The 18,416-nt window shown below is 66.6% G+C and carries 14 protein-coding genes and 1 tRNA gene; 10 read left to right on the top strand and 5 right to left on the bottom strand.

Translation table 11 applies throughout. The features are described 5' to 3' along the window. Window positions 1-2: 2 nt before the first annotated feature. Both JNK12_15965 and JNK12_15960 read right to left on the bottom strand, forming a co-directional pair. Complete coding sequence (locus JNK12_15965) at window positions 3-437, bottom strand: ester cyclase (GenBank protein ID MBL8777438.1); 435 nt, start codon at window positions 435-437, stop codon at window positions 3-5. Window positions 438-537: 100 nt separating this feature from the next. Then, the gene (locus JNK12_15960; protein ID MBL8777437.1) at window positions 538-729 is read right to left on the bottom strand and encodes a hypothetical protein; all 192 of its coding nucleotides are present in this window, start codon (window positions 727-729) and stop codon (window positions 538-540) included. Between the two features lie 418 nt (window positions 730-1,147). Here JNK12_15960 and JNK12_15955 point away from each other — a divergent pair, with 418 nt between their 5' ends. From JNK12_15955 to JNK12_15935, 5 genes are all read left to right on the top strand, one after another. Next, window positions 1,148-2,131 (top strand): protein kinase, encoded by a 984-nt coding sequence (locus tag JNK12_15955; protein ID MBL8777436.1) that lies wholly within the window; start codon window positions 1,148-1,150, stop codon window positions 2,129-2,131. An 828-nt stretch (window positions 2,132-2,959) separates the two neighbouring features. Beyond that, window positions 2,960-3,409 (top strand): hypothetical protein, encoded by a 450-nt coding sequence (locus JNK12_15950; GenBank protein ID MBL8777435.1) that lies wholly within the window; start codon window positions 2,960-2,962, stop codon window positions 3,407-3,409. 110 nt (window positions 3,410-3,519) lie between these two features. Next, window positions 3,520-4,128, top strand: a complete 609-nt coding sequence (locus JNK12_15945; GenBank protein MBL8777434.1) for a hypothetical protein — start codon at window positions 3,520-3,522, stop codon at window positions 4,126-4,128. Further along, a complete protein-coding gene (locus tag JNK12_15940) occupies window positions 4,125-5,765 on the top strand; it encodes an Eco57I restriction-modification methylase domain-containing protein (protein ID MBL8777433.1) in 1,641 nt (546 codons plus the stop codon). Before JNK12_15945 ends, JNK12_15940 begins: the two co-directional genes overlap by 4 nt. After that, entirely contained in the window at window positions 5,762-8,173 is a 2,412-nt protein-coding gene (locus JNK12_15935) for a hypothetical protein (GenBank protein MBL8777432.1), read from the top strand. Before JNK12_15940 ends, JNK12_15935 begins: the two co-directional genes overlap by 4 nt. An 11-nt stretch (window positions 8,174-8,184) precedes the next feature. On the opposite strand, the gene JNK12_15930 is transcribed toward JNK12_15935, so the two are convergent. Beyond that, window positions 8,185-9,756: a Fic family protein gene (locus tag JNK12_15930; GenBank protein MBL8777431.1), complete on the bottom strand. Its 1,572-nt coding sequence runs from the start codon at window positions 9,754-9,756 to the stop codon at window positions 8,185-8,187. 64 nt (window positions 9,757-9,820) lie between these two features. On the opposite strand from JNK12_15930, the gene JNK12_15925 reads away from it, so the two are divergent. Then, complete coding sequence (locus JNK12_15925) at window positions 9,821-10,357, top strand: site-specific integrase (protein MBL8777430.1); 537 nt, start codon at window positions 9,821-9,823, stop codon at window positions 10,355-10,357. Between the two features lie 86 nt (window positions 10,358-10,443). Then, complete coding sequence (locus JNK12_15920) at window positions 10,444-14,166, top strand: AAA family ATPase (GenBank protein ID MBL8777429.1); 3,723 nt, start codon at window positions 10,444-10,446, stop codon at window positions 14,164-14,166. Window positions 14,167-14,299: 133 nt separating this feature from the next. On the opposite strand, the gene JNK12_15915 is transcribed toward JNK12_15920, so the two are convergent. Continuing rightward, window positions 14,300-14,384 (bottom strand) — tRNA-Leu (locus tag JNK12_15915). A gap of 97 nt (window positions 14,385-14,481) precedes the next feature. Here JNK12_15915 and JNK12_15910 point away from each other — a divergent pair. Further along, window positions 14,482-15,555 (top strand): DUF4349 domain-containing protein, encoded by a 1,074-nt coding sequence (locus tag JNK12_15910; GenBank protein MBL8777428.1) that lies wholly within the window; start codon window positions 14,482-14,484, stop codon window positions 15,553-15,555. Between the two features lie 23 nt (window positions 15,556-15,578). Here the strand turns inward: JNK12_15910 and JNK12_15905 are convergent, their stop codons facing one another. Further along, a complete protein-coding gene (locus tag JNK12_15905; protein MBL8777427.1) occupies window positions 15,579-16,934 on the bottom strand; it encodes a YibE/F family protein in 1,356 nt (451 codons plus the stop codon). 137 nt (window positions 16,935-17,071) lie between these two features. Between JNK12_15905 and JNK12_15900 the strand changes: the two genes are divergently transcribed. Further along, a complete protein-coding gene (locus tag JNK12_15900) occupies window positions 17,072-17,740 on the top strand; it encodes an FHA domain-containing protein (GenBank protein MBL8777426.1) in 669 nt (222 codons plus the stop codon). A 118-nt stretch (window positions 17,741-17,858) separates the two neighbouring features. Next, window positions 17,859-18,356, top strand: a complete 498-nt coding sequence (locus JNK12_15895) for an FHA domain-containing protein (protein MBL8777425.1) — start codon at window positions 17,859-17,861, stop codon at window positions 18,354-18,356. Window positions 18,357-18,416: the final 60 nt, after the last annotated feature.

Genomic DNA, 18,416 nt, shown 5'->3' with positions numbered 1-18,416 from the left:
GCTCAGCTGCCGGCCGTGGCGCCGAGCTGGTGGATCAGCTCGAGATGGTCGAAGGCGAGGCGCTCGAAGTGCAGGAGGCCGTCGACGAACGTCATCAGGAACAGGAACGGCAACCGGATCTCCCGACCGGTCGCGGCCAGGGTGACGTCGTGGGGCAGGGCCAGCGGACCGGTGTGTGTGCCGGTGACCATCGCCTCGAGCAGCACTCGCCCATCGGCCAACGCGGTCGCGCGTTCGACGGTGAACCGTGTGTCGGGGAGCCCGGTGAACATGGCGATCTCCCGCTCGAAGGCCTGGTCGCCGTCGAGGGTGGCGTCGGGCCATTCCGCGCGGTAGTCGGGGTGGAGATGCGTAGCGGCGGTCTCGAGGTCGCCGGCGTTGACGGCATCGATGATGGTGGTGGCGAGAGTGACGGGATCAGTGGTCGTCGTGGTCATGACCGGATCGTGCGCCGCTGGTGGTGCCGTTACCTCCGCCATCTGGGGGAACGCCGACCGACTGCCGGATGGGCCCTTCGGGCTGCCCGGGCGGGACGCCCTACCGGGTTCGCAGCTTGCGGACCGTCGCGAGCACGACCGTGACGACGACGACGAGGAAGCCCAGGGTCAGGAGGATGGCGGACGCCGTGTTCCGAGCAGTCTCGGCGTCGCCCTGGTCCTTGCCCAGTGCGAGGCCGAGGACGAACGCGAGGACGCCGGCGATGAGTGCAAGACGAGTGGTGGAGGTCATTCGCCCACCATCCGCCGAGCACCGGCCGAGAACATCGGCCAGTTGGGGGAGACGAGCGGCGACGCCGCCCCGTCAGGGCGACGTCGTGGGCCTTCTGGACAACCGGAGTGGGCGAGGGGGGACTTGAACTCTGATCCGAGGCGTCTCGGCCGATGCTGGATGGTGCGGGAATGTGGCGCTGACCAGGGATTCCTCTGATTAGGTCTGTCTAACGATGTTGACCAGATCTACCCGATCTCAACCCGTCCGGTAGAGATCCGGTAGAGATCTGGTGGACGTCGGGCGCCCAGCCGCCAGATGGGAATTGGCTGGTCGAGGCCGGGCACTGCCGTCGGCTGGAGCAGATCGGCACGCGCTCGGACGATGAATGCCAATGACCCCTGACCGCCTCGGGTCGGGCAGTGCCATCATGACAGTCATGAGGAAGGAGACGCTTGGGAGTCAGCGGTTCCGGAGGGCGCTGAAAGCAACTGGCGCTGATCTACTTGACGCCCCGTTGAGTTACGGGTCGTTCTACTGCCACGCAGAGATTGCCCAAGGCGGTCAGGGGACGGTCTTTCTCGGCACTGGCGACATCGAGGCCCTGTCGAGGGTGTGCGTCATCAAGACGTTCTCCGAATCGGACACAGACACCATCGACCGAGCTTGGCGGAGCATTCGTATCCAGTTGGGCCTGTTGGACCAGGCCAGTGTGTGCCCGCATCCCTTGTATCCGCGCGATGACCAGATCCGACCAACGCCCTGGGTTCCGGACATCCTCGCGTGGGATCTGAAGTCTGAGGTCCCGTGGGTCGCTCAAGACTTCCGAGGTCCGAACCTTCGTGGGTACCTCGCAAACGGGTTCGGACCGGAGACCGACCCGGGCGACCGAAACCACTCGGCGAGCGACCTCGTCACGGACCGGCTGATGTCCCAGATCGCCTTTGCCGTCGAGTTCGTCCACATGCAAGGAGTCGTCCACCGCGATCTCAAACCCGACAACATCCTCGTTGAGCAGATCGATTGGAGCCACATGCTCTTCGAGAGCATCGCGCTCTGCGACTTCGACCTGTCGAGGAGTCGGCGCCACACGACGCTTACCCAAAGTGCAGTGGGCATGGGGACGCGTGGGTATTCAGCTCCGGAGCAACTGTTGCTAGGTGCGCGAGACGTGACCACTGCCAGCGATGTTTATGCAGTGGGCATGTTGGCGGTCTTTCTCTACACCGGAAAGGAGCCCCGGCAGGCCATGGTCGGTGCAGACCCTACGAAACTGAAGTTGGATCCCAGCGCCGCTGAGAGGCTCGGCAACAAGCGAGAGTGGGTGGAGCAGGCGCTCTCGTTCCACCCGGAGGAGCGCCCTCGTCTCGAAGCCCTCGGGCGAACCTTCTACGGCCGCGACGGACGGCGTCGCCGACCGTGACCTCGCTGATCGAGCACCTGGTCTCATACGGCCTCGCACCGGTTGGGCCCATCGACGTGCAGCGGACCACTGATGGCGAGCTGGCCGAGTACCTGCCGCAGACCAGTACGACAACGTCCGTGGACTTCCGCTCAACCGTCATGGCGCGGGCCCCTTCCGTCGGTTCGTACTCCCGGCGCTCGACATGACCCCGGGCATCTACGCGATTTCCAACAACGACCAGGTTCTGTACGTCGGCGAGTGCCAGAGCTTCGTCGACCGTTTCGGACCCCGAGGCTATGGGGCTATCCACCCACGCAACTGCTTCCGCGGTGGGCAATCCACGAACTGCAAGGTGAACAGCCGAGTGCTGGCGCTCCATCGGCGGGGCGAGATCCCAACTCTCTGGTTTGGCCCGGAAGGACAGGTTGGGCGGAAGCTGGTCGAGGTCGAGCTGATCCGAATCTTGGACCCGCCATGGAACGGCCGGTAGACCCTCGGATGGCCGGGCGAGGTCACCACCAGCGCGATTGATCGTGCTCGATGTCTGACGGTGGTCAGGCCAGCCGAGTCGTCGGCGACGGCGGCGGTGCTGTGCGCACCCACGCGGATGCTTGAGGAACGCTTGCTCATCGGCTCGGCCTTCCGCGACGAGTGGCAGCGCTGCTTGACCAAGTAGCTCGGAATTACAGCTGCGAGCCGTGCCTGCAAATTGCTTAGGGCGGCCTTAGATTAACTATTGACTGCCTATGGCTATCTATGGTTCAATCTCTCTGTCACCGCCGGGAGGCAGGCGACGAACACCAAAACCAAAGACAGCCGGGAGGCTGCCGACCAAAGGAGCAACTGATGAATGGAGATGAGCAGTTCGTGAGCGTGCCGGTTCCGGCGCACCGGGTGCAGGAGGTCTACTCCCTCCTCGCCCAGGCGTCGGCCGTGGCCACGCACGAGCCGGCCCCTGCGAGCGGTCCCGAGGACGGGTGGACCGAGCAGCTCGTGAGGCGCATGTTCAAGGAGTCGGGCGACCCCATGCAGCGCATGCTGCGGCTGCTCGCCGACGCCGATGGCGAGGAGGTCTCGACGAACGAGATCGCCGCTGCGCTCGACCTGCCCAAGGGAGCGTCCTCGGTCGCCGGCATGGCCGGCGCTATCGGCCGCAGGGTCAACAGCCGGTACGGCATGGAGGGACTCCCGTGGGAGACGCGGTGGCGCCACATCGATCCCTCAGACGAGACCAAGGGAACGGAGACGCTCATCTCTCTCCCGAAGTGGATCTGCAAGGTGATTCGCGACCTGTAGAAAGCGTGGGTGCCCGCCCGGCAAGTGCCGGGCGGGTTCCCGCGTGGCCGTTCCGCGCTGAACTTCACGGCTCTCCTCGGTGCCGAGGCGCTACGGGGCAAGATGTATCTATGGACGCCGACCTGGACCAGACGGGCCAGATCAAGTCCCGTGATCGCGTCCGTGACCTCGCTGAGGTGTACACCCACGACCGAGAAGTCGACGCGATGCTGGCGCTCATCCCGGACATGTTCCGCGAGATCGACATCCGGTTCCTCGAGCCGGCGTGTGGCCACGGCAACTTCCTCGTGGCGATCCTCGCCCGAAAGCTCCTCCTCATCACCGAGGAGCAGCACGGTGGGACGCCGCACTGGTACGAGTTCGCCACGCTTCGTGCTGTCGCGTCGATCTACGCCGTCGACATCAGTGAGGAGAACGTTGTCGAGGCACGCGAGCGGATGCGAGCCGTCGTCGACAAGGAGTTCGCAGACCAGGGATACGAACCAACTCCTCGGTTTCACGACGCTCTCGCCGCGATCCTGTCTGCGAACCTCGTCGGAGGCGACACGCTCCGAGACGCGCAGTCGATCCGATTCCTCGAATGGACTGCTGGCGACGACGAGACCTTCGTTCGCACGCCCTCCTATCTGGAGGATCCAGCGTTCGACCTGTTTTTCGCGCCGCCCGAACCACTTCCGCCGGTCCACTACAGCGAGTTGACGTCCGAGACGTCGCTGTGACCGTCGAGCCCACCGCCCCAGTTGCGCCGACGCACGTTCCGGATGTGCTTGAGACCTTGGCGCAGCTACCCAACGACGAGGTCTTCACCCCGCCGAAGGTCGCCAACGCCATGCTCGACCTCCTCCCGGCGGAGGCGTGGACCAAGCCCGAGTATCGGTGGCTCGACCCGGCGACGAAGTCCGGCGTGTTCCTCCGTGAGGTTTTCAAGAGGCTCATGGTCGGTCTCCGTGATTGGCAGCCGGACCCCGACACGAGGCGCGAGCACATCCAACGGAACATGCTGTACGGAGCGGCAATCACGAACCTGTCGGCGGACATCGCCCGCCGGTCCCTCTACCAGACCAAGAACGCAACCGGCTCAGGCGTCGTCGACACGACCATCAAGGACTGGGTGGTCGTCTTCGACAATCCGAACGGCAATATCCACTACGTCGCTTCGGAGCACACGATCGTAGGAGTAAAGTGCTCGATTTGCCGTGCGCCGGAGGCGCTCGTTCGGGATCATCGGGAGACCTACGCCTACTCGTTCAACCACTTTACCTATCCTCCAGAGGAAATGGTCGGTATGAAGTTTGACGTCATCATCGGTAATCCGCCGTATCAGATCGGCGCAGAAGGCACTACGCGGACGATGCCTATCTACCACCAGTTCGTGAGCCGAGCGATCGAACTGGATCCGCGCTATATCGTCTTCATCACGCCGTCACGCTGGTTTACCGGTGGACTCGGACTCGACGAGTATCGCGACCAAATGGTTAACGATCGCCGACTGGTCGCACTCGTAGACAATCCAAAGCTGTTCGACGTGTTCCCACAAGTCGAGATCAAGGGAGGGGTTTCGTATTTTCTATGGGATCGTGACTACGACGGCGATTGTGAGTTCTCCACGCGTATAGACGGCCAAATCGTTTCTACCGCTAGACGTGATCTGCGTGAAGGCCACGGAGTGGTGATCCGAGACAACGAAGCGTCTGAACTGGTACAGAAGGTACTTGACGTGTCCGCACGCTCCATCGAGTCATGGTTCTTTCCACGTCTCGCTTTCAGCCAGGAATGGCGTACCAACTATCGTGGCGAGAGCGAAGAGCCTTTCGCAGACTCGATTCCCATCATCTACAACAGCGGAGTAGCGTTTGTTGGGGAGAAGTCATTCGAGAGAAATCTCGATCTCGTCGCCAAGTGGAAGGTGTTGGTACCGAAGGCCGGCGACGGCCACGGGCGAGAGATCTCGTATGTCATAGGTGAGCCGATCGCGCTTGCCCCCGGATCAGTGTGCACAGAGTCCTACTTCGTCGCAGGGGCGTTCGACTCGCCTGATGAGTGTGCAAACTACGCGAGCTACCTATGCACAAAATTCGTGCGGTTCTTGGTTCTTCAACGCAAGTCAACCCAGGACGTAACGGCCGAGCGCTTCAGATTCGTTCCTGCGGTTCCGATGACGCGCCAATGGGCTGACGTTGACCTTTACGAACATTTCGGACTTACGAAGCAAGAGCGGGCCTACATTGACGCGACGATCCAGCCGCGAGAGCCGATCCTGTCGCTCGACTCGCCCGTGCCGGCCTCGCACCTACCCGGGGGTTCGAAGTACCGCGTCGCCGTCAACGAGGATCCCGACGAGGACCTCGAGGAGTGAGCAAGTTCATCTACGCGTACACCCATACGGGCAACGCGAAGCCGTGGAAGCGGCCGACCGGGCAACAGGGTGACTTCTGGATCAAGGTCGGGGAGACCAAGACGCGGGGGATCACCCGGGTCAAGCAGCAGGTGAACACCGCGTTCCCCGGGCTCGAGGGCGTCGACATCCTGTTCCACTCCGAGCTCGCCGAGTGTCCGGACGGCACTGGGTTCTCCGACTACGACGTCCGCCGGACTCTGACCAATGCCGGCGTCTCCGCGGTGGGTGGCGAATGGGTCGAGGCCACGCTCGACGAGGTGCGAGCCGCGGTTGTCTCGCTCCAGACGGGTCTGCCCTTCAACCCCGAACGGATCCAGACCTTTGAGCCACGCCCCGAGCAGAAGGAGGCGGTCCGGCAAACAGCGGCGTACTTCCGCAAGCACGACGGCGACCAACCGGCGCCGAAGTTCCTGTGGAACGCCAAGATGCGCTTCGGCAAGACCTTCGCCACCTACCAGCTCGCCGAGGAGATGGGTTGGCAGCAGGTGCTCGTGCTGACCTACAAGCCGGCCGTCCGCAGTGCCTGGCGTGACGACCTGCTCGGTCACACCGCCTTCGCCGAGTGGCGCTACGTCGATCGCGACACGCCCACGGCACTGGCCGACAGCATCGTGAGCGACGGCGAACCCTTCGTCTGGTTCGCGTCGTTCCAGGATGTGACCGGTCGAGATCCGGGAGGCAGGCCGAAGCCCCGCAACGAGACGCTCCACCTGATCGACTGGGACTGCATAGTCATCGACGAGTTCCACTTTGGTGCCGCCACGGCCGCCGCTCGGGAGCTCTACGACCCGCAGGACAAGGCCGACGTCGCGTTCGCGAAGCTTGTCGACAAGGCGCTCGACCAGGCCAACGACAGCGAGGCCGACCTCGTCGACGTGGACTTCGGGCTCACCACGAGGTTCCACCTCCACCTGTCGGGCACCCCGTTCAAGGCGATCACCAACGGTGAGTACGCCGAGGACCAGGTCTTCAACTGGACCTACATTGACGAGCAGCGCGCGAAGCGCGACTGGAAGGCGTCGGACGGGGACAACCCTTACACCGAGCTACCCCAGATAGAGATGTTCACCTACGCCATGGGCGCCGCCGCCGAGGCGTGGGCTGACGACGGGGAGTTCGACGGCTTCGACTTGAACACCTACTTCAAGGCCCGGAAGGTGGGTGACGACAGCGTCTTCGACCACCCCGATCACGTCGCCTCGTTCCTCGACCTGATCCGCGGCAACAAGCAGATCGCCAGCTCCATAATCGAAGGCGCCGCGCCGCCGTTCCCTTACAAGGCGGCACGGTTCAAGGACGGCGTCCGGCACTCGGTCTGGTTCCTGCCCGACGTTGCGTCGTGCGAGGCGATGGCCGATCTTTTGCGGTCCGACACGTTCTTCTCAGCCTATGAGGTGTACGTGGCCGCGGGAACGAAGGCGAAGATCGGCGCTGCCGCGCTGGCGCCACTGCAGCAGGCGATCAAGCGGGCCGAGGCCGAGGGCAAGAGCGGCTCGATCACGCTGTCGTGCGGCAAGTTGATGACCGGCGTCACGGTGCCCGAGTGGTCGTCGATCTTCATGCTCCGCTCACTGAAGGCGCCCGAGTCGTACTTCCAAGCCGCGTTCCGGGTCCAGTCCCCGTGGCGGGAGGACGGAATCGTCCGGAAGGAGACGGCGTACATCTTCGAGTTCGACCCGAACCGGGCGCTCAGCCTCGTCGCCCTCTACGGCACCGAGATCGCCAACAACTCACCCGACCGTGACACCACGCAGCGCGACGTCCTCGGCGAGCTGCTCAACTTCCTCCCGATCTTCGCCATCGACGGCGGCCAGATGGAGCGGCTCGACACGGACGCCATCCTGGACTGGGCCCACGGCGGCATCAGCGCCAACTCGCTCGCCCGCAAGTGGCGATCGGTCGACCTGTACAACCTCAATGGTGTCACCATGGGCCGTCTGCTCCAGGACGAGGCGCTGCTCGCCGAGCTGGAGCAGATCGAGGACTTCCGCAACATCCGCGAGGAGGCCGAGAAGGTTGTCACCGCGTCCAAGAGCCTCGGCGACGTCAAGCGGGCCGGCGGGTCGAACGCCGAGCAACGGAAGCCGAAGAAGGAACTGGCGCAGCGGCGAAAGAGCATCCGGGAGAAGCTGAAGAAGGTCAGCGCGAAGGTGCTGATCTTCATGTACGTCACCGACTTCCGCGAGGAACGCCTCCTCCACGTCATCGAGTCGCTGGACACCGAGCTGTTCCTGCGGGCGACCGGCCTCAGCCTAGACGGCTTCCGCAAGCTCACCGACGTCGGCGTCTTCAACGTCGGGCAGATGAACGACGCCATCCAGAAGTTCCGCTACTTCGAGAGGAAGAGCCTCGAGTCCGTGCAGTGACTGGGCGTTGGTCACCCGTCGAAGAGCCAGCGTTCGATCTCGTCCACTGCTATGTCGCGACGAAGACGGGTGCTCGCCTCACGGGCCCAGCCGGCCAGCAGTTCGCAGTACTGCCCGTAGGTCGCTGCTGACCAACCGGCCGAGCGCAACCCATCCCATCCGCGATTGCGTAGGGCCGTTGCGACCACGCGATCGAGGATGGCGCACGGGTGCGTGGCGCCACCGCGACCGGAGAAGTAGAGGAACTTCGTGAAGAAGGCCGGTCCCAGGTACTTCAGCAACGTGCGGCCCGATGGATAGAGCGCCTCGTAAGCCGCAACCGGACTCGTCCGAGCGATCCTGCCAGCGGCGCCCAGTTCGGCGGCCGCGCGCTCAGGGTTCGCCGCCACGCTGTCGAGGCGTTTGCTCATGAGGCGCGCCCTCCTGCCGCCGCCCCATGCGAGCGTGTGCCAGAGAAGACGCAGCTCGCCGTCCGAGCGGCCGGTGGTATCCGCCAGCTCGAAGAGAGCGGCCCGACTGACTCCGGGGCGGTGAGACGAGTCGTAGGTCACTTGCAGCGGTCCACCTGGGAGACCGCGAGCCGTCAACTCGTTGTTCCACCACTCCGGGTTGACCGCGATCCAATGATCGTGGACGCGAGCATGGCGCGGCTGCCTCAGCGCGTTGACCATGTCGTCCGGGAACGGGAGACGGCAAAACTCAGCCATGCTGCGATCTTCGCCGACGCCGGCAGCGACCGCCCGTTTAGCAGCCTTGCGCGCACACTCGCCGGCGATGGCTACCTCACGGCTGCCGACGCGGCACAGCGCGGACCGGAGCAGCACGTGCGGTGTCCCCGATCGGACTCGCGAGGTTGCGCTCGAGTCATTGAAGAGCTCGAGGACGGCGGTGGCCTCGAACACGCGGTAGCGCTGCTTGCCGACGTTTCGCTGACGAAGGACGCCGGCCTCGGCGAGCGCGTTGACCGCGTCGGTGGTCCGGGCCTTGGATCGGCCGATCAGCGCGCTCGCCGAATCGACGCTGATCACTGGCGCACCGGGAAGGATCCGGAGAAGCCGGTCGATCCCAGAGTCGGCACGAATCCGGCCCAGCTGGGTTCGCCACTGAGCCGTCATGTCGTCGATCCGATCGGCGTACTGCTCGGCGTCATGGCAGGCACGCGTCGTCGCGCTGACGAACAGCCGGAGCCATTCGGCGGCCGCAGCTGAACGCTCGGTGCTGTTGGGCTCGGCGAGGTGGCGGAACTCGGTTAGGCCGGCGACATAGGTGTCGGCCCAGGTGGCCAGGACGAGGCTGATGGGCGGGACGAACGCCGGGGCGAGGCCTCGGCGTCGCAGCACGACGTGGATGAGGGCGCGTCCGGTCCGGCCGTTGCCATCGGCGAACGGGTGGATCGTCTCGAACTGGGCGTGGGCGAGGGCGGCCTGCACAAGTGGGGAGTGGTCACCACCGTTCACGTATTCCAGGAGGTCGGCGAGCAGGCCCTCGACGTCCTCGGGCGGTGGCGGGACGAACGCGGCGGAGCAGGGGTTGTAGGAGCTCCCGCCGATCCAGTTCTGCTCGGTTCGGACGACGCCACCCAACGACTCGTCCCCGGCGGCCGGTGACCGGCTGCATCCGCTGTGGGTCCTGCTGGCCACGACCGGGATGCGCCGCGGCGAGGCGCTCGGCCTGCGCTGGTCCGATGTCGACCTCGACGCCGGCCGCCTACGTGTGGTCCAGACGATCATCTCCGTCCGAGGCAAAGTGACGATCGGCGAGCCCAAGACCGCCCGCGGCCGTCGTCCGATCGCGCTCGACTCGGCGACGGTGGCCGTGCTGCGTGCGCACCGTAAGCGGATGCTCGAGGAGCGCCTGCTCATCGGCGCCGACTTCGCCGACGAGTGCCTAGTGTTCCACCAGCCGGACGGCGCCTGCCTCAAGCCCGAGTCGGTCAGCTCAACGTTCCTGCGCCGGGTGACGGGGGCAGATTTGCCGAGACTGACGCTCAAGGGACTGCGCCACACGTCGGCGACGTTGGCGCTAGAGCAAGGCATTCACCCACGTGTCGTGCAAGAGAGCCTCGGTCACTCGACGATCGCCATCACCCTTGGCATCTATAGCCCCGTCGCTCCGACCCTCCACGACGAGGCTGCCGAACGGATCGCCACACTCGTCCTAGGTGGCTCCTCCGGCGGGCGATGAGTTTCTCGGCGGGCTCGGAAGTCACCGGCAATGATTCAGGCTTCACCAACATTTGAGTCGCCGAGCCCGAGCCCGAGGTCGTTGCCATGCCTGTACGCGCCCGCCACCTGTCGCTACGTGTCCCTTGGCACGACAGCGGCTGGAACGGAACGGTCTGCCAAGATCCCGCCGCAAATTGCCACTGCATCGAGTACACCAACATCGCCGCTAACCGCGACGTGGCCGTCGAGATCGGCCGAACGGGTGAATCCTTCAAGTCATTCTCGAACCCCGCTGAGCTCCCCCCTTGCGCCGATGAGTCGGGCGGCTTCATGGCTGAAGCGAAGTGGCGCATCTCCCATGAACACCCGTACAAGAACTGGACTGCGCTCGCACCCAGCCACGGGCACCTGCAGCGGACCGAATGGACCGTAGAGCCCCACACTGCGCACGCGGTGCCGTTCCGTTGGATGTCGCGCCGCGAGTTGGAGGACTTCGTGCAGCCGAGGCTTCTCTCGCCACTGCCTGCGGACGACGCACCGCCCGCGTACACGTCGGACTGGGTGTTCCATCCCGGCGTCCAGGAGCAGATCCTCGACGGGTTCTTCGGCCCGATCAGGCGCCACGAATCGCTGACGTTCTTCTATACGAAGACTCGCCAGCCGATCTTCGACGACGTCACTCGGCTGATCGTTGGGATCGGCCTCGTGAACCAGCTTGGCCCCACCCGTTACTACGACTCGTCGGACAGTACGAAGCGCCAACATCCAATCTGGCAGCGAGAGGTCAGCCATACCCTCCGCCCACACGGCGTCGGCGGCCTTCTGATCCCATTCCAGCAGTACCTGGCCCCGACCGGCGATCCGCACGAGGACGCGCGACGCCAAGCGATGGCTCGCGAACTTCGTCTGGTCCCTGAGCCAGGCCACATTCCGCAGTTCTCGTATCGCTCCGAACATGTCTCCGACGACGCGGCCATTTCGGTGCTCACGCAAGCGATTGGAGTCGTCGCCAAGATCCGCGAGCACAACATCGTGCCCGGAGACTGGGCCGCGACCGAGCTCTGGCTCAACGAGCGTCTGGCCAGCGCATGGACGATACGTGGCGAGTACCCAGGCATCGGGGCTGTCCTCGAAGCGGCCGGCCTGCCGATGGGAACCAGTCTGTGCCGTTACCTCGACGCCACCGACGCGAACTTCACGAAGGACCCGTGGCGGGTTGTCTCACGGATACTCGACGGGAGCGACGCGTCCCCGGCCCCTCAGTTCGACGGGCCGATCGAGTCGTATGCGAAGGAGTGGCTGGTCGTATCGAATGATCCGGCGCGGCTCACCTTCGCGAAGTCGCTCTCACGGATCGACCTGACGGGGAAGCAGGCGGATCGCTGGTACCAGCCGACCAAGCGACACAGGACAACGAGACGACTGATCGAGAACAAGGAGATCGTCGAGAACCCGTACTTGCTGTCCGAGTTTGATCAGGGCACCGTCACCGAAGGCCCGATCGGTTTCGCGACAGTCGATCGGGCCGTGATCGGAGACGGAACACGCAAGACCCAGATCCCGGTGAACGACGCTCGACGACATCGGGCGGCCCTCACTGACGTTCTCCGAGCCGCCGAAGCGGAGGGCGACACTCTTTACGGCGCCGACGCTGCTCGAGAGGCTGCGGCGGGTCTCCCCGTCGCGGTGCCGGTCGATATCGGGCCTACCTGGATCGAAGCGCACGTTGACGACATCGGCGGTCTCATCAACGTTGCTCCGGACCACACGTGGATCCAGCTCACCCGCCGAGCAAGCATCGGCGACCGTCTCCAGAAGACACTCGCTGCGCGCGCCAACCGTGCGTTGCCATTGGTCGTTGAGAGCTGGGGTCCGCTGCTCGAAGCGTCCGTGCGAACCAAGGACCCCGGCTTCGACCCCACACTCGCCCGCAACGCCGCCGCGCTTGCGGAGCAGGCGGCCGCCCTCGACGTCATCATCAGCCGGAAGCTCACCGTCCTCGTCGGCAGCGCCGGCACCGGCAAGACAACCGTCCTTGGCGCGCTGTCACGAAGCAGTCTGCTCAGCGGACCGATTCTGTTCCTCGCACCCACGGGCAAAGCCAGAGTCCGACTTCAGAAGGGCATCGTTGAGCCGTCAGCCGTGCAGACCGTCGCGCAGTTCCTCTGGTCGCAGGATTGCTTCGACGGCGACCGAATGGAACCGCGAATCCTCGACAAGAGCAAAGGCACGTACGACGGTCATCGAACTGTCGTAATCGACGAGGCTTCGATGCTCACCGAGGAGACCTTGCTCGCGGTCCTCGCCGCACTGTCCACTTCCGTCGACAGGGTCATCCTCGTCGGCGACCCGCATCAGCTACCTCCGATCGGACCCGGGCGACCATTCGCCGATCTTGTCGCACACCTCTCCGGCGACATCACCTTCGCAGACGATGAAGACGAGCCAGCCAAGGTCGCCCATCGCCAGGGGGCAATTGCTCGCCTTCGAACCGAGGTTCGAAACGTGTCCGGTGCAAGCAGCGACACGCTGCGGTTCGCGAACCTCTTCACCGACGACACCCGCGTTGACGCGGACGCGATCCTCGGCGACGTCATCACGGGGAAGCCACTGAACGATCTCGATGTCCTCTTCTGGACCGACGAGGCGGACCTCCACGCGACGCTTCTCCAAGTCCTCGAGTCCACGGCCGGGATCCGGGCAGGTGACACCAAGGCGTTCAACGCGAGTCTCGGGATCGTCGATGGCCCCAAGTGGCCGGAGGTTGCCGACATCGACAAGGCGGAGTCGTGGCAGATCATCACGCCCGTCCGAGGCAACACATGGGGTGTGGATGACCTCAACCAGTGGACGCAGCACAGCTGGCGGAGCGGCGAACTCCGTCAGGCTCGCCGACGAGGGAACAACTGGTCCGATCCGTTCGGTCCACAAGAGATCCTCCGACTCGACAAGGTGATGCTGACCTCGAACCAAAGGGACCGGCATGGCTGGCACGTCCCGTCCCATGCCGCCACAAACGACTACCTCGCGAATGGCGAGGTCGGTCTCTGCGCCAACGACTCCCGCACCTACGGCAAGATCAAGAAGGGCGACGTGATGGACATCATCTTCGCGGGTCGTCCGGAGCACACCTGGGGGTTCTGGCGCAACGACTTCGGGGACCCCGAGACCGGCCGAGGGATCATCGACCTCGCGTACGCGATCACGATCCACAAGTCCCAGGGCTCCGACTTCGGGACGGTGATCGTCGTACTCCCCCAGGGAACTCGGCTCGCACGGCGCGAGCTCGTGTACACCGCGCTCACGCGATCCAAGACACGACTGGTCCTACTTCTTCAAGGCGACAGCCTCGCCTCGGTGCTCGACCTACGAAACCCCGACAACTCCGACACGTTCCAGCGAAACACCAACCTGTTCCGCACCAGCGTCCGAGACATCCCCGGGCGACGCTGGGCCGAGCACCTGATCCATCGCCACACCGACGGTCAAGCGGTCAGATCGAAGTCCGAACTGATCATCTACAGCCGCTGCGTCGACCGCGGACTCGTGCCCAAGTACGAGGAGAAGGTCTTCGCCGCGAACGGCGACGGGTCATGGAAGGAACCCGACTTCACGTTCGCTGATGCCGCCGGCGACCCGATCATCCTGGAGCACCTCGGGATGCTCGACCAGACCATCTACGCCGCTGGCTGGGCGAGGAAGAAGCAGTGGTACGCGGACAACGGATACGTCGAGGGCATCAACCTCTTCACCACGAAGGAGCAAGGTGGCGGCATCAACCTCGCCGACATCGATCGAGCCCTAGACGACATCGAGGCATTGTGCTGAGACCCCGCATGTAAGGTCCGTAGGACCTGCACTGCAGCGCCGAGACACGTAGTTACGCGCGTGCCGGTAGAGATCTGGTAGAGATCGGCCTTCTCGCCGCCCTGGAATGTGGCTCTGACCAGGGAAAACGTTGTGGGCGAGGGGGGACTTGAACCCCCACGTCCTTTCGGACACAGGAACCTGAATCCTGCGCGTCTACCAAATTCCGCCACTCGCCCGAGTGGTGAGCAGACGAGCGTAGCGCCTCCCGGCCCCTGATCCAGATTCGGTTCGCCGCCGGGGAACCAGCCGGGGCGTGCCGCACGTCACACGGGCATGCGCTCCTCCGGTGCCCTCCGTCCCCGCCGGCTCGCCGCCGGCCTCCTCGCCTTCCTGCTCGCTGCCGTCGTGGCCGCGGGGTGCTCGTCGTCCGGGGTGGACGAGTCCAGCTCCAGCGACGCCGCCGCGCCGGCCGAGTTCGCCGCCGACGAGGCGGCGCCGTCCGACGGCGCCTCGGCGGGCGACGCGGCGACCGAGAGCGCGGCCGGCGGGAGCGGCAGCGGGGTCGACCCGGCCGTCGCCGCCGCCAGCGCCAACCGCGAGCTGATCCTCACCGGCAGCGTCGCGGTCGTGGTGGCGGACCTCGACCGGGCGGTGACCAGGGTGGGCCGCATCGCCACGGGGGCCGGCGGGCTGGTCTTCGGCGAGCAGACCTCGAGGACGTCCGACCCCGGCTCGGTCCTGACCCTCAAGGTCCCGCCGGCGTCGTTCGAGCGCGTCCTCGACGACGTCGCTGCGCTGGGCGAGGCCGAGGACCGCCAGATCGGCAGTGAGGACGTCACGTCTCAGGTGGTGGACCTCGACAGCCGCATCGCCACCGCCGAGGCGTCCGTCGAGCGCCTCCGGGCCCTCATCCTGCGGGCCGACGACATCGCCGACATCGCGGTGCTCGAGAGCGAGCTGCTCAACCGGGAGACCACCCTCGAGACTCTCCGCGGCCAGCGCCGGACCATCGGCGACCAGGTGGCGCTCGCCACCATCACGGTCACCCTGACGCCGACGCCCGACTCGCCCGACACCCCCCAGGACGAGCCCGACGAGCTGCCCGGCTTCCTCGACGCCTTCCGGGGCGGCTGGGACGCCCTGGTCAAGGTGGCCACCGTCGTGGGTCTGGTCCTGTTCGCATTGCTGCCCTGGCTGCCGCTCGTGCTGGTGGTGTGGGCCGCCGCCCACGTCGCTCGCCGCTGGTACCGCCGCCGCCACCCCGCCGGCGCCGGCGGCTCCGGCTCGGGCCCCGCCGGCGGTGGGTTCCCCCCGCCGCCCCCGTCCGCTCCCGCCCCGCCGGCGCCCCCTGCGCCCGAGGAGCCGCAGCGGGCCCCCGTCAGCGCCGGTGCGGGGTCCGACCGGTGAGCAGTCGGCATCGGGTGGCGGGGTCAGAAGTGGTCGGGCTGGGGGCTGAACTCGTCCCAGGTGTCGTCGTCGCCACGGTCGACCGGTCCCGGCCCACCGGCGAGCGCCACCGGGTCGGACGGGCCGGAGGCCGCGTCCCGGCCACCGAGATCGCCGGTGAGCTCGGTTCCCGTCGGCCCCGCGCCACCGGTCTCGGGGCCCGCGTCGGCCCGCCGCCCACGGCCCGCAGGCGCCAGCAGCGCGACGGCAAGGGCGGTGGTCAGCGGCACCGCGGCCACGAGGCCGATGCTCCCGACGAGGGTGCGGACGATCTCGGCCGCCACCACCTCGCCGGTCAGCACCCGGGAGAGCGGCTGGTTCGACTGGGAGAAGAGCAGCAGCAGCGGCAGCGAGGCACCGGCGTACGCCAGCACGAGGGTGTTGACGGTGGACGAGATGTGGTCGCGGCCGATACGGAGCGCGGAGCGGAAGACGGTGCGGCGCGGGTCGTCGGGCCGGGCGGCGCGCAGTTCCCAGACCGCGGACACCTGGGTGATGGTGACGTCGTCGAGCACGCCGAGGGCACCGATGACGAGCCCGGCCAGGAGCAGGCCCTCGAAGTCGACGGTCCCGGCGCTGAGCCGGAGCAAGGCGCTCTCCTCCGACGCGAGGCCGGTGAGGCCGGTCGCGTCGATGAACACGAGGCCGAGCACGCCCACCAGCACGAGGCTGCCCAGCGTTCCGGCGAGGGCGATCGACGACGGCACGTTCACGCCGTGGGTCACGTAGATGGCCACGAAGGCGATGGCCGACGCGCTCACCAGGGCCAGCGGCAGCGGGGCCACACCGTCGAGGAGCGCCGGCATCAGGTACCAGGCGAGGAAGGCCACGGCACCGCCCGCGGCGGCGAGCGCCCGGACGCCCTGCCACCGCCCGAGGGCGATCACCGCCACCACGAAGAGCGCCACCAGGAGCAGGAGGGGCCGGTCCCGCTGGAAGTCCACGAACGCGTACTCGGCGCCTTCCGGCGCGCCGGGGGTGCGGGCCACCACCACCCGGTCGCCGGTGCGCAGCTCGACGCCCCCGGTCGCCACGGCCTGCTGGAACGTGGCGCGGTCGCCGGCGGTGCGCCCGCTTGTCACCTCGATGTCGTACTCGAAGCAGTCGATGTCGTCGTCGGGCAGGGTGCCCGCGCACGGCTGGAGGGAGAAGCCGACGATGGTGGCGTCGGCCTGCTCGACGTCGAACGGAGTGCCGTCGGTGGGGTCCGTCCGGTCCGCGGGACGCAGCAGCACGAGCCCGACGACGGTGGCGATCGCCAGAACGACGATGGTGACGCGCAGCGTGTGCCCCGCTCGGCCATCGACGGTCACCGAGGTGTCGGCGTGGTGCCCTGTCATCTCCTGGCGCTCCCGGTGGCGGCTCGGATCCTCCGAGTCTCCTCGACGGCGCCGCACCGACGGTCGATGCCCGCCCTGCCGGGGGCCACAGCACGAGGCGCCGACGGCCCGCCGTCGCACGAGGGTCAGTCGCTATCGTGACGCCCGTGGTGATCAAGGCCTTCGAGAACCGTCTCGAGCGCATGGTGGAGGGGACCTTCGCCCGGGCCTTCAAGAGCGGGCTGCGCCCGGTCGAGCTCGGCCGCCGCCTCACGCGCGAGATGGACGCCGACCGCTCGGTCGACGTCAGCGGCACCACCATCGTCCCCAACCAGTTCACCGTGTGGCTCAGCGCGGCCGACATCGAGCGGTTCGCGTCGATGTCCGACCGCCTCGAGTCCGAGCTCTGCGAGGCCGCCCGCGAGCACGCCCGGGACGAGCGCTACCGCTTCGTCGGGCCGGTCAAGGTGACCTTGGTCGAGTCCGACCGTCTCCGGGCGGGCACGTTCTCCATCGACGCCGAGTTGGCCGAGGGCGAGGGCGGCATCGGCGCCGGCTCGCTCATCCTCCCCACCCGCCAGCGGGTGCCCCTGGGCGAGCACGCCCTCAGCATCGGGCGGCTGCCCGAGTGCAACATCACCCTCAACGACCCCAACGTCAGCCGTCACCACGCCGAGATCCGCCCCCAGGGCAACGGCTTCGTCATCGTCGACCTCGGCTCGACCAACGGCGTGAAGGTGAACGGGGTGCGGGTGGCGCAGCAGGCCCTCGCCGACGGTGACCAGATCACCATCGGCAACACCCGGATGCAGTTCGAAGCGTCCTGAAGGTCCGGGCGTCCGCTCCGCTGTGGGTCGGGGTAGAGACCTTCCCCACCGACGTCGCGACGGATCGCGGCGCGCCCAACCCCGTCGACGGCAGGCTCACCAGTAGGCTCGGTTTCCAGTGTCGGAGCAACTCCTCACGATCCTCAAGCTGTGCCTGCTGGTGCTCTTGTACCTGTTCTTCCTGCGCGTCCTCCGGGCCGTGTGGGCCGAGCTGCGGGCACCGGTGGCCACGGCGGCGCCCGCAGGGGCCCCGGTGTCGAACCGCACGACGCGCGAGGCCGCCCGCTCGGCGGGTGGCGGCGCCGCCCGGACGTCCCGCCGTGGCGGCACGCCCAAGAACCTGCGGGTCGTCGAGCCCGCGGCCCAGAAGGGCCGCACCTTCCCCCTCGGTGACGAGATCACCGTGGGTCGGGCGGCGGGGTGCTCGGTCACGCTCGACGACACCTACGTCAGCCAGATCCACTCGCGGGTGTTCACCCGGGACGGGAAGATCTTCGTGGAAGACCTCGGATCCACCAACGGCACCTATCTCAACCGCGCGAAGGTCCAGGGACCCATGGTCATGCAGAAGGGCGACCGTCTCCAGGTGGGCAGCACCGTGATGGAGCTCGCGTGAGGGCGAGGGACGAGGCCGTGGCCCGAGCGGCCCGGCGAGGAACGAGCCAGGAGCGGGAGA

The organism is Acidimicrobiales bacterium (assembly GCA_016794585.1).
Classification (GTDB): domain Bacteria; phylum Actinomycetota; class Acidimicrobiia; order Acidimicrobiales; family DATDAH01; genus JAEUJM01.
This window is presented reverse-complemented; position numbering and strand designations above follow the sequence as displayed.